Origin of the sequence: Paenibacillus oryzisoli (assembly GCF_001653565.1) — a bacterium.
Taxonomy (GTDB): Bacteria; Bacillota; Bacilli; order Paenibacillales; family NBRC-103111; genus Paenibacillus_E; species Paenibacillus_E oryzisoli.
Genome location: NZ_LYPB01000073.1, coordinates 17299 through 30265, shown reverse-complemented (window position 1 = coordinate 30265; position 12967 = coordinate 17299). Strand labels below are relative to the sequence as shown.

The window sequence follows — 12967 nt, the reverse complement described above, 5'->3', positions numbered from 1 at the left end:
GGTTTAGTGATGAAAGGAAATGGAAAACCTACAAGAGTAGGGGGAGGCTTAAAACGATGAAAATAACCGATACTTCGAAGCAATCCAAATGGATTTTGGCATGGATGGTGCTAACCGTTATGGTTGTGCTTTTCGGAGAAGAGGCTAGTTACCAAGGGAACTATAGGGCGGTAAACACCGATACCCATATACAAGAACAACGGGAAAATGAAGCGAGCGCGGTGGTTGCCGTTTCGATTGCACGCCCTGTTGCTCAGGAACATCAACAACAACAACAAGCAAGTTACCGTTATATTCCCAATTTGGATTCTGATTTATCGAAATACACGGCAGTTGAAGTGACAGCGACCGGGTATTCGGCGGGCAAAGAATCAACAGGAAAGAATCCGGACCATCCTACGTATGGCATCACCTATTCAGGTATGAGAGTCATGCGCGATGATAAGGCTTTATCGACAATTGCAGCGGACACTAAGGTGTTCCCTTTAGGTACCGTATTGTTTATACCAGGTTATGGGTATGGGGTTGTAGCAGATACAGGAAGTGCGATCAAAGGCAAGAAAATTGATCTTTATTTCAACACAAAGGATCAAGTGTATAAAGAATGGGGAAAAAAAACGGTTAAGGTGTTCGTCGTGAAAAAAGGGAACGGTAAAGTTACCGAGGTTATATGGAAGCAGTTGAAGGATGAAATACTTTCCCCGGCAAAAGCACTGTAATGGACAATTTTGACTAAAAAGATATTCATAAAAAATCCTGTTTGGGAAAAGATACTCATACAGGAGGTGATTGACATGGCAAAGAACAAGAACAACAAGAAAGCAGGGCAAGACGCTGAATTTGCTACTGAAGTAGCGGTACCTAATAAGCAGCAACAAAACAACACACAAAACCAAAATAAATAACAAATAGCGTTGTTGATTAGGCGGAGACCCGAGAGGGTCTCCGTTTTAATTCTTTTCAACCCCTCCTATATTCGATATAATGTAACAAAAACTAACATTTTGTTCCTTTTGGGAGGAGTTCCGGTTGCACATGTGGACGGAGTCAAAGCAGAAAGCATGGTTCTATGGTTGTGTTCTTATTGGTATGTTTGTAAATGTATTCGCTTTATTTTCTGCTTCGAAATGGGTAGCCGTAGTTAGTGTTGCTGTGTTCTTGTTACTGGGTGTAGGTGCTTGGCTGGGATCTAGAACATCTGGTAGAGAGCTAGAACAAGGAGTGCGGAATCAAGAAGAACAATTCCGTACGTTTATTCAAGAATCACAGGTTGTTGCGGATCGACTAGCAGCAGCAGTAGAAGAGGTTAACCGATCCATCGGGCATCTGCTTCAAATTGCGGATGCTTCCATCCAAGGTGAAGAAGAGTTGAAGGGGCGAAGCCAGCATGCCGCAAATCAACTCCAAGAGGCTTTTGCTGCGATTCAGCAAGTGGCTGCAGCTGCCGATCAGATTTTAGATTCGTCGTTGCATATGCATCGTGAAAGTGAACAAACCAAAGATACAGTAGTGGACGTCTGTCGCTCCTTGAATGCAACGGACGAAGTCATGAATGATTTACACGTGAACAATGATACAATGCAGAAGAAAATTCAAGATTTAACCGAGCATACGTCCAAAATAGAAGAGATCAACACGTTCATTACAGAGGTTGTTGCTCAAACATCTTTACTTGCCTTGAATGCTTCTATTGAAGCGGCTAGAGCCGGTGAGCATGGAAGAGGCTTCTCTGTCGTAGCGCAAGAAATTAAGAAGCTGGCTGCACAAAGCCATGAAGCTGTTCAGAAATCGTCTGAGCTTCTAGCTGATATCGAGAGCGGCGTATCGCAAGTTGTGGCCGCTGTGGCGGAAGAGAAAGCTTCTGTGACGCATGGCATTGATGAGATGAAAGTGATGAAAGGCAAGATCGATACGATCTTTTCATTGATTCTGCATGTAAACAGTCTAGTGGCTAGTACGACAAGTTCGACGCAGCACCAATCCTCTCTCGTGACTGGAACGCGGACATCCTTAGGGGAGGTCGTGGATTTGATGAATGAGACGATGTCGAGTGTTGAACGTACGCTGGATCAAATGAAGAAGCAACGCCATGAGGTTTCTAGGTTGCAGCATATTAATCAGAATTTAGACCGTTCTTCTGCTGAGCTTATCACGGCCATACAAGTTGTTGGTATGAAGAGTAAGCAAGGAACCATTCGTGTTAACATTGAAGAAATGAAACAATTGCTGAATGCGCTTGTACGCGTTCCTGACATCAAATCTCTACTGGAAGATAAGCATGCCTCGCATTTACATGGGATTTTGAAGAAAACGGTGGGAATTGAAGCGATATGGTCAAATCGCGGGGATGGAACTTTCATCTACTCGCAGCCAGAGGCAGGATTAGTAAATGCGAAGGGAAGAGAGTGGTGGAAGCGGGCAATGGCAGGTGAGCTCTTCATTTCGGACGAGTACGTGTCAGCTATTACGAAAAAACCATGCATTACGCTGTCTAAATCCATTATAGATGACATGGGAACGCCTATTGGTGTCGTTGGAATTGATTTAGTGTTAAATTAGTAGTTCTCAAACCGCTCTTTTTAGTGTAAAATAAGATTACTGTTATAAATCTTGACACGGAGAGATAGGTGATGGAACATGCAGCAAGCATTACGATCGGATGGTATGCCATTAAGAACAACTAGGAAAGCTGCGGAGGTACTTCCTTTCTTGGAGGCTTTCATTACGCGGAGAGAGCAGCAGGCTCGGGAAATTGAGCAGGTTGTTGAGCGATATGAAGTGAAGAGAATGAAAGAAGAGCGGGCTTATCAAACCATGTCATCTTTTCGACGCATGTTAACCGGTAAGAAGCCGGATCACCATCTTGCTGTTGAATATATCCATTATGTGAAGAAACCTATGGAGCAGGTAAGAAAGCTTCGCGCTGAAATCGAGCAAGCGAGACAAATCATGAATGCTTCTACGACTGGCGACGATATTACGTTCCCAGAGGAGTTTGAAGACATATTCTCATCCTAAAATAAAGAAGAGGACACTGCTTGTGCGGTGTCCTCTTCTTTCGATTCAAGGATTATTCTTCAAATGTTGTAAGTCCAAGAATCCTTCTTCTTGGCTATATGCTGGGACTCCGTGTGTACCAACATCTAGACCGATCAACTCTTCGTCGCGGCTTACGCGTAAGGGTACAATGAGCTTGATAAGCTTTAAGAAAGCCCAAGTAATGAAGAATCCCCAAGCGCAGACAGTGACGAGTCCAAGCGCTTGAACACCTAGGAGGTGGAAGCCTCCGCCATAGAATAACCCAGATGTTCCTTCACGGATTGCATCCGGTTTGGCACACAAGCCAACAGCGAGAGTGCCGATACTTCCGCTGATTCCATGTACGGGAAAAGCGCCGACGGGGTCGTCGATTTGTCTGGCTTCGAGCATTTCCGTTGCGTAGACCATGGCAATCCCGCAGATTGCACCAATGCAGATGGCTGCTGCGTCACTGACGAAGGCGCAGCCTGCCGTAATTCCGACGAGTCCAGCGAGTGCACCATTAATAACCATAGGTGGATCTGCTTTGCGATATCGCATCATGGTAAATAGGATGCAGGCAGCAGAACCAGCGGCTGCGGATAGCATTGTAGTGACTGCGATGTGTCCGATTGAAGCATTGGTAGCGCTTAATGTACTTCCAGAGTTAAAACCAAACCAACCGAACCACAAGATAAATGCACCTACAGAAGCTAGTGGCAAATTAGAAGGGGGAACAATGTTAGCTTTGCCATCCGCAGAGAATTTACCAATACGCGGGCCGATGATCATGGCTGCTGCGAGTGCAGAGAAGCCGCCAAGACCGTGAATAACAGCGGATCCAGCGAAGTCAACCATGCCAAGCTTGCCGAGCCATCCGCCTACACTCCAAACCCAATGACCCGCAATGGGATAAATTAATCCAGTCATGGCGATTGTATAAAGGATATAAGCGCGGAAATTGATGCGTTCTGCTACGGCTCCAGATACAATTGAAATAACGGCAATTACAAAAGCACATTGGAATAACCAATAGGTATCATGTGAGATTGTCAACGAGATGTGCGATAAATCTCCACTCATGAAAAAGCCTGTTGATCCAATGAGGCCTCCGATGTCTTTACCATACATAAGTGCAAATCCAAAGAAGTAAAAAATAAGGGCGCCGAATGAGATGTCGACAAATACTTTCATAATAATGCTTACAGCATTCTTTTGTCTGACAAACCCAGCTTCTAGTAAGGCGAAACCGCCTTCCATTAATAAAATCATGGCAGCAGTCAATACGACCCAAATGGTGTCTAGGCCAGAAGTAAGTTGTTGGATAGGATCCATCTCTGTAATCTCTCCTTATAATACTTGCGTTATCAGCCCAATTATACGGTTCTGATGATAACGATGTCAACGGAATACGTAAGAATACATAACATAAGCGAGTGAATGTTCGTCTTATACGACACTCATGTCAGGTTTTCGTTTGAGCCTTCAAAATAAATCAGTCTTGAGGCGGAGATGCCCTTCAATCTAACGTCTCTTTTCATTCCATCTTGTATCTTATAAACTAGAGTTATCTTAACAATGCTTTACACAAATGGAGGAAGAACGTATGAATCCGCATATGTTTCAAAGAATGATTTGGGGGCTAGTTCTCGTATCTGCGGGTACGCTCTTTTTACTAAATCAATTAGGAATAATTCAGATTGATATTGGCTATTTGGTGTCTACGTATTGGCCTGTGATTCTGATCTTTTATGGGCTGATAGGTTTTGCGTCACAACGAAAGTACCATTGGGGTGGATCCATAGGCAGCCTGGTGATGTGCGGTGTAGGTACGATATTCCTTTTGAAAAATTTAGAAGTAACCGACCTTTCTATTGGAGAAATGTTTAAATTTCTTGCGCCGGTGGCTTTGATACTTTTTGGCTTGAATGTGATATTTAAACCAGGCAAGAAAGAGTCGCCTGATTGGCCTTCGATTAAGAAAGCGAAAGATGAAGCAAGACAAGCTCGGCGTGAAGCGAATCGAGCACGACATTCCCACCATAAGCAGCAGTGGGATTCTGAGAATTGGAACATATCTGGCGATTTCTCCGGAAATTCCAAAGAACAGCTGGATCATACTTCAGCGAGTAATAGGAAACAGGGCCTTACTGATGAAGAAAAGGAAGTGCTGAAGGAAATCCACGGCACATATCCCAAAGAAGAGGACCAGAGTGAATGGACGGAACCGCAACCTAAACAACATCAACATAAATATGATGGCTTCGTTCGTAATTTTGATTCAGGTAATGTCCTGCATCGTCATGGTTTTATTGGCGATGTTCACCTTGGCCAAGAGGCTTGGGAGTTAAAACCTGTACAGATCTCACACTTTATTGGCGATTCCGTTATTGATTTAACACGTGCATCAATTCCGCGGGGGGAAACAACGATTCACGTCACTGCATTCATTGGGGATGTGAAGATTTTCATCCCGAATGATATGGATGTTGAGGTTCGTGTCATGGCGAGTTCCTTTATCGGAGATATGAAAGTTCTTGATCGTCGCGAGAGTGGGTTTCTGCGCAACATCAGAACACAAACTTCGCATTATGAAGAGGCAGAACATAAAATCGTCGTAACTACCAGTATGTTTATTGGTGATATTACCATTAAAAAGATCGGTTAAGGATGGGGCATGTACAAATTGCGAATGTTCAATATGAAGTGGCAGCTGCTGAATTACTTTCTACTGTCTAGTGTAGTAACGGTTTCGGGGATATATATTGTACTTGAATATTTCGACAAAGAACTGGCGTCTTGGGATTTTCGATTCTGGTTCACTTTTGGGATTCTAGTAGTCAGCTTAACCGTAGGTTTCATTGCAACTAGAAGGTGGCAGCGCAAGGTAGACGAGCTTCATGTCGCCATGCTGGAATTGTCTAAAGGGAATTTCGCTGTTCGAATCGATATGGAGCCAGTTGAGCCCTTCTTGTACTTATATGATGCTTTTAATAGTATGGCAACTTCCATTGAAGAACGCGTTCAACTCTTGCAAAAGTTAGGGGAAGCCGAAGCCATTCGGGATCAGGAGCTGACAGAGAGTGCAGTAATGGAAGAAAGACGCCGATTGGCCAGAGATCTTCATGATACTGTGAGCCAAGAACTGTTTGCGATCCATATGTCAGCATCTTCGCTTCCCAAAATATTGGAGAGGAACCCGGGAGCTGCACCAGCGCTCATAAACCAGCTCATTGAGATGTCGCATCATGCTCAGAAGCAAATGCGAGGGCTCATTTCACAACTAAGACCGATCGAACTCAAAGATATGAGCCTACAGGAAGCCCTGGAGAAATGGTTCCCGGAATATTGCCGGACCCATGAACTTCAGGGTCAACTTGATGTCTCGCTGCCTGAAATCATTTCCGAGGCGATTGAACATCAGTTTTTTCTCATTATTCAAGAAGGACTTGCGAATGTCATTAAACATGCTTCGGCCAAACAGGTCCGATTGGCGATCTATGAAAGAGAGCATCAATACGTGCTGCAATTGCAGGATGATGGTCAAGGATTTGAACGAAGAGATATCCCTTCTGCTTCCCATGGCCTGTCAACGATGAGAGAACGAGCACAGAAGTTAGGCGGAGAAGTGGAGATTGATAGCAAATTAGGCTCAGGAACTCGCGTACGCGTTCGTATTCCGCGATTTTCAGGGCATTCAGGAGGAAAACTAGAGTGAATCCGAACATTAAAGTGATGATTGTTGACGATCATGACATGGTACGAGTGGGTTTGCGTACTTACATTTCATTGGAACCTGGTTTAGAAGTAGTAGGGGAAGCGCCTAATGGTCAAGCTGCTTTTGATCAGTTGAAGGAAGCGAATCTAACATCACAGCCTGATGTTATTCTCATGGATTTGACGATGCCGGTGTTGGACGGGATCGGTGCGACGAAGCTTATTTGTGATATGTTTCCACAGATTAAAGTGATTATGCTGACCTCATTTCTGGAGGAAGCCAAGGTTCTGGAAGCTGTTGAGTCCGGAGCTATTAGTTACATGTTGAAGACCGTTTCTTCTGATCAATTAATACACGCGATTCAGAGTGCATACCGAGGTATGCCAGTTATGAATGCTGAAGTGTCCCAAGCATTGACTCGGGGAATTAGACAACGAAATGAATTACCGGAACAGGAAGGTCTGACAGCACGTGAGCGGGAAGTGCTTCTCTTGATTGCCGAGGGGAAAAGCAATAAGGATATATCTGAAGAACTCTTTATTAGTATCAAAACGGTTAAAACACACGTTAGCAACCTGTTGATGAAATGTGAGCTTGACGATCGAACACAACTCGCCATATTCGCACATCGCAAGGGATGGGTGTAACAGCGGGAACAATTTGAGGGATAATCGCACATAAAAACATCAATTTGGCACATTCTATGCGTAAGTAAAATAATATGAGCGCTTAAGGAGTGTCCACTTGCTATGAAACCACTATCTTCCTCACTGGAGCAGGTACAAGAAACATTTGATAAGGTGCGTGCTCAGTTAGAGCAGTTTAATTTTAACTTGGGTGGTGGTTGGGATTATGACCACGGCTATTTTGATCGATCGCTGGATGAAGCGAATAAAGTATGGTTGAGAATTCCCGTTCAAGTCGTCACGGGCAGAATTGAAGGGGATGCGGAATCGACGGATGCCCTCGTTGAGGTCGGTACTCCGTTCGTTCTGAAACATGTCTATAATGAAGGATTAGATCCAGAAGCCGACATGGAAACAGCGGGTGCATTAATTGATCAATTCCAAGCACCGCTGGATTCCGATGCTGGAATTGAGGATAAATGGGTGAATGAAGCTGCTAGTGTATTAAAATCCGTTGAAAGAGCATGGATTCATTAATTTTTCTCCTATTTTTACCTCCATTTTATTGATTTTTAATATTCGTTTAAGGTTGTGAGTGCATGATAGAGACATAAAGAACAACAAGATCCTTCGAGAGAACATGCACTTATAACTTTAACTATGGAGGTAAGATCTATGGACGAGAATAAAAAAGACTACAGCGACTTTTTCAAGCCGCAGAATAATGATAACAACGAGGAAACTACACAAGGGCAATCACGAGCGAACGAAGGGCAAGAGCCGAACAAAGAAAGACCTTCATACTACTATTCGTATGGGCCATACAAATCTGCTTTTAATGAAGAAAGTGAAGGTCAATCCCTAACGACCTCTTCCACAAGTTCTGAAGGCACTTCTAATGTAGAAGTAACTCCGCCTAAGACGCTTCGGCCTTTCAGCTTTGGTTCAGAGAATGCGCCTCAAGGTCCAGCAGCTTGGGATCCTAATGCGAAGAAGCGTTCTTCCGTAAAAAGCGTGTTTGCAGCATTCATGGCAGGAGCACTCGTCGTTAGTGCATTGATGTTTACCGCAGATAGAACGAATATGTTTTCGGGGAATCAACCTCTAGCTTCGGGTTCAAGTTCTGCGACAACAGTGGCAAGCGGCTCCAATAGCAATGGTGGTGAATTGAAGAATGCAGCGCTTGATGTCGTTCGCCCGGGTAACATCGCGGCAATTGCTCAGAATGCAGGGCCTGCGATCGTGAAGGTTGAATCACTCGTGAAGCCGAAGACGTCAAGTCGCAGCAACGGTGGAAACTCATTGTTCGATGATCCATTCTTCCGTCAATTCTTTGGCGATAACGGCGGTGGCCAAACTACCCCTAAGAGTGGTCAAAATGACTCAGGCAGCGGACAATTGCAACCAGCGGGTATGGGGACTGGCTTTATTTTCGAGAAAACAGGGTATATCCTAACGAATGAGCATGTGGTTGATGGTGCAGATGAAATTCAAATCACCGTAGAAGGATACGACAAGCCTTTTAAAGCGAAATTGTTAGGGAACAGCTATGATTTGGATTTGGCCGTACTCAAAATTGAGGGCGACAAAGATTTCCCGATCCTACCTCTTGGTAAAGCAGATGATGTTAACGTAGGTGATTGGGTCGTTGCGATTGGTAACCCTTACGGGTTCGATCACACAGTCACTGTAGGTGTGCTGAGTGCCAAAGAGCGTCCAATTAGTATCCCTGATGAGAAAGGGACGCGTGAGTATAAACATTTGCTCCAAACAGATGCTTCCATTAACCCTGGTAACTCAGGTGGTCCACTCTTGAACCTTAATGGTGAAGTAATTGGGATTAATACAGCCGTAAGTTCACAAGCACAAGGGATTGGTTTTGCGATTCCAACGAGTACAATCTCTTCCGTTCTAGAGAATTTGAAAAACAATGTGACGATTCCGAAAGAACCAGTTCCATACCTTGGGGTTGGTCTGCAAGATATCGGTCAAGATTGGGTTAGTGAATTGAAGCTTCCTAACACAGATGGCGCTTTGGTAGGCAGTGTTCAACGTAAGAGCCCAGCATTCACAGCAGGTTTGCGTCAATATGATGTGATCGTTGATTTGAATGGCACCAAGATCAAGAACTCTCAAGAGTTGATTACGAAGGTTCAAGGAACGAAGGTTGGCGACAAAGTAACGTTAGGCATTATTCGTGATGGCAAGCGTACGGAAGTTCCAGTTACGGTAGGTGACAAGAATACACTTGCTGAGACACCAGCACAGTAAGATCTAAATCTTTAATAGAAGGGAAGTAGAGTCCGCGGCCTCAAGCTTGCAGGCTCTGCTTCTTTTTGCTAGGCGGTAATTTTGCTACAATAGAGGGTAGAATGGGGGCGGACCAATGAGAGAGAATATTATGGTTATTGATGATGATGAGAAAATCACATCCATGCTGAGACGTGGACTAGCATTTGAAGGTTATTTGGTTACCACGGCAGCGAACGGTTTGGAAGGTCTCAAGCAAATGTTAGTGACAGAACCGCAGCTAATCATCTTGGATGTTATGATGCCACACATCGATGGGTGGGAAGTCGTTCGGCGAATCCGTGAAAGTGGCAGCGAGGTGCCTATCCTCATGCTGACTGCGAAAGACGATATTAGTGATCGTGTCAAAGGTTTGGATTTGGGAGCCGATGACTATTTGGTCAAGCCTTTTGCTTTGGAAGAACTCCTTGCGAGGGTGCGGGTATTACTTCGTCGAAGAACGGAACGGCCTGAACAAACGAACAATCGACTCAGCTTTGAAGATGCAATCCTGGATCTAGATACACGTGAGGTATTTCGCGGCGAGAAGTTGATTGAATTAACGACGAAAGAGTTCGATTTACTGCATCTATTTATGCAGAATCCGAAACGTGTGCTCTCGCGGGATATCATTATGGAGAAGATATGGGGCTACGATTACAGCGGTGAATCCAATGTGCTAGAGGTTTATATAGCTTTATTGCGTCAGAAAACAGAAGAATTTGGCCACAAACGTTTGATTCAAACGGTCCGAGGCGCTGGCTATGTATTGAGAGGGGAAAATTAAAATGTCGCTTCGCCTGCGGCTCACGCTATGGTATTCAGGCATATTGGCCATCACGATGCTGCTGTTTGGGATTGTTCTCTACTTTCTTCTGAACTTCTTCCTGTATGATCAAATTCGTGAGGATTTGAAGAAAGAAGCTGTCACTAGCGCGGAGCGTATTCAGACAAGTTACGTACTGTCTAAGAAAGGTCTTACGCTCGATTTAGAATTAGAGGCTAGGGATTTCTTATCTACAAACACCTTCTTGCAATTATATAATGTGTTGCTCAAGAGCTATAATCGATCAGCGAATTTGCAAAATTATCAACAGACATTACCTTTGAGTCAAGCAGTTATAGATAAATTAAAAACGGAGCCTGGTTTTTTTGAGAAAACCAAGTTTCTGAACCAAGATATCCTCATCTACCATTTAGGCATTCGATCAGACGATCAGACGAGGAATTTGATTGGTGTATTACAAACTGCCGTACCAATTGGGAGCTACGAAAGGACAGCTGTTACCCTGCGCAATACGCTGATTATATGGGCGATCCTTACGATTCTCGTTGCAGCTTCCCTAGGCTGGTTCTTGGCACGAAAAGCATTGAAACCAATTGAGCGTGTGATAGAGGCCGCCAATCAAATCGAAAGTGGGGATGATTTAGAGAAGCGCATCCACTACGATGGCCCTCTTGATGAAATTGGCCGGTTGACGAATACGATTAATGGCATGCTGTCCCGTATTCAAATAACGTATGTGGAATTAGATGAAGCCTACCGTGCACAGCGACGTTTCGTATCGGATGCATCGCATGAGCTGAGAACACCATTAACAACGATTCGCGGCAACGTGGACTTGTTGGAGAAGATGTGGAAGCAAACCTCGGGGACACAAGCTTTAGCAACGCCTGATCAGGTTCAAATGTCCTTGGAAGCCATGCACGACATTGCTGGGGAAGCACAGCGGATGAGCAGGTTAGTCAATGATTTGCTTGCGCTTGCGAGGGCGGATGCTGGTGTTCTTATGGAGAAACATCCAGTGGAGTTCAAGCCGCTAGTTCATGAAGTCGTCAGGAGGGCTCAACTGCTTGAGCATACGGCTGAATGGCAAGTTGGCAATCTTGATGCGCTCGAGGATGCTGTTGTTCAAGGAAACCGTGATTACCTGCAGCAATTGTTGTTCATTTTTATCGAAAATGCTTTTAAATATACGAAGGCAGGCACTGTAACAATTAATGCGATACGTCGAAACAGTTTTATTGGCATACGGGTCTCGGATACCGGCATAGGGATGGATAAAGAGGATATTCCTCATATTTTCGACCGGTTCTATCGTGCGGATTTGTCTAGAGGGATTACGACTGGGACAGGGCTTGGTTTATCTATTGCCAAATGGATCATTGATGAGCATGATGGATCTGTCGAAGTCACCACTCGGAAGGACGAAGGAAGTACCTTTTTAATCTGGCTTCCGGCAAACTTCCCACATGCCATATAATCAGATATAATTAGAAGAAATACAACGGTTTAGGTAGGTGGAACAGATGGAAGTTGTTCGAATATCCCCCAGAGGATACTGTTATGGGGTTGTTGATGCGATGGCGCTGGCCATGCAAACTGCTAAAAATTTAAATCTGCCCAGACCTATATATATCTTAGGCATGATTGTTCATAATGCGCATGTGACTGATTTCTTCAAAGAGGAGGGCGTCATTACGCTTGATGGCGAGAATCGTCTTGAGATTTTGCAACAAGTAGAAACAGGAACTGTTATTTTCACGGCCCACGGGGTTTCTCCTGAAGTGAGACGTTTGGCTCGTGATAAAGGGCTTACGGTTGTAGACGCCACATGTCCAGATGTAACGAAGACGCATGATCTAATTCGTGAAAAAGTTGCTGACGGTTATGACATTATTTATATCGGGAAAAAGGGACATCCAGAGCCCGAAGGAGCTATTGGCGTAGCACCTGACCATGTTCACTTGATTGAGAAGCTTGAAGAGGCTGAACAGCTTAATCTGAAGTCGAATCGAATCATCATAACGAATCAAACCACGATGAGTCAGTGGGATATTAAGCATATTATGAATCGGTTATTAACGCTTTTTCCAAAGGCTGAAATTCACAACGAAATTTGCTTGGCAACGCAGGTTCGTCAAGAAGCTGTCGCGGAGCAGGCGAAGGAAGTTGATTTGGTCATTGTAGTTGGAGATCCTAAGAGCAACAATTCAAACCGTTTGGCCCAGGTTTCGCAAGAGATTGCAGGCGTAATGGCTTACCGAATTTCAGATGTTTCTGAATTGAACAGAGAATGGTTAGCCAATGTTCGTAAAGTGGGTGTAACCTCAGGGGCTTCCACACCTACACCGATTACCAAAGAGGTCATTACCTATCTGGAAAATTACGATGCGAAAGATGAAACCAGTTGGGAAATCAAACGTACTATTAATATGAAGAAACTAATTCCCCCTGTTAAATCCAAAGCAGCAAGTAACGTGTAATTCCTGCTTATTCCACTCGACGGGATTGAAACTAGCATGCAAAGTACTC

12 protein-coding genes are annotated in these 12967 nt (G+C 44.3%); 11 read left to right on the top strand and 1 reads right to left on the bottom strand.

Annotated elements, in window-relative coordinates; genetic code table 11:
• The first annotated feature begins 56 nt into the window (after positions 1-56).
• From A8708_RS36865 to A8708_RS18440, 3 genes are all read left to right on the top strand, one after another.
• A complete protein-coding gene (locus tag A8708_RS36865) occupies positions 57-719 on the top strand; it encodes a 3D domain-containing protein (protein ID WP_068666075.1) in 663 nt (220 codons plus the stop codon).
• A gap of 316 nt (positions 720-1035) precedes the next feature.
• A complete protein-coding gene (locus A8708_RS18445) occupies positions 1036-2559 on the top strand; it encodes a methyl-accepting chemotaxis protein (RefSeq protein ID WP_068666073.1) in 1524 nt (507 codons plus the stop codon).
• Positions 2560-2637: 78 nt separating this feature from the next.
• Positions 2638-3018, top strand: coding sequence for a hypothetical protein (locus A8708_RS18440; RefSeq protein WP_239696769.1), 381 nt, complete (start codon positions 2638-2640; stop codon positions 3016-3018).
• A 45-nt stretch (positions 3019-3063) separates the two neighbouring features.
• Here A8708_RS18440 and A8708_RS18435 read toward each other — a convergent pair whose 3' ends face one another.
• Positions 3064-4353: an ammonium transporter gene (locus A8708_RS18435; RefSeq protein WP_068666071.1), complete on the bottom strand. Its 1290-nt coding sequence runs from the start codon at positions 4351-4353 to the stop codon at positions 3064-3066.
• Between the two features lie 271 nt (positions 4354-4624).
• Here A8708_RS18435 and liaF point away from each other — a divergent pair, with 271 nt between their 5' ends.
• The 8 genes from liaF (at position 4625) to A8708_RS18395 (ending at position 12918) form a co-directional block, all read left to right on the top strand.
• Positions 4625-5686 (top strand): cell wall-active antibiotics response protein LiaF, encoded by a 1062-nt coding sequence (liaF, locus tag A8708_RS18430; protein WP_068666069.1) that lies wholly within the window; start codon positions 4625-4627, stop codon positions 5684-5686.
• A gap of 24 nt (positions 5687-5710) precedes the next feature.
• Positions 5711-6736 carry a HAMP domain-containing sensor histidine kinase gene (locus A8708_RS18425; protein ID WP_239696768.1) on the top strand — a complete coding sequence of 342 codons (1026 nt, stop codon included), beginning with the start codon at positions 5711-5713 and terminating at the stop codon, positions 6734-6736.
• Positions 6733-7383, top strand: a complete 651-nt coding sequence (locus A8708_RS18420) for a response regulator (protein WP_157264879.1) — start codon at positions 6733-6735, stop codon at positions 7381-7383. The genes A8708_RS18425 and A8708_RS18420 overlap by 4 nt, the downstream gene beginning before the upstream one ends.
• 102 nt (positions 7384-7485) lie before the next feature.
• On the top strand, positions 7486-7899 hold the full coding sequence (locus tag A8708_RS18415) for a YugN family protein (RefSeq protein ID WP_068666066.1): 414 nt from the start codon (positions 7486-7488) through the stop codon (positions 7897-7899).
• Positions 7900-8037: 138 nt separating this feature from the next.
• On the top strand, positions 8038-9633 hold the full coding sequence (locus tag A8708_RS18410; RefSeq protein WP_068666063.1) for a S1C family serine protease: 1596 nt from the start codon (positions 8038-8040) through the stop codon (positions 9631-9633).
• A gap of 115 nt (positions 9634-9748) precedes the next feature.
• Complete coding sequence (locus A8708_RS18405; RefSeq protein WP_068666061.1) at positions 9749-10438, top strand: response regulator transcription factor; 690 nt, start codon at positions 9749-9751, stop codon at positions 10436-10438.
• Position 10439: 1 nt separating this feature from the next.
• A complete protein-coding gene (locus A8708_RS18400) occupies positions 10440-11915 on the top strand; it encodes a sensor histidine kinase (RefSeq protein ID WP_068666059.1) in 1476 nt (491 codons plus the stop codon).
• Positions 11916-11961: 46 nt separating this feature from the next.
• Positions 11962-12918 (top strand): 4-hydroxy-3-methylbut-2-enyl diphosphate reductase, encoded by a 957-nt coding sequence (locus A8708_RS18395; RefSeq protein ID WP_068666056.1) that lies wholly within the window; start codon positions 11962-11964, stop codon positions 12916-12918.
• Positions 12919-12967: the final 49 nt, after the last annotated feature.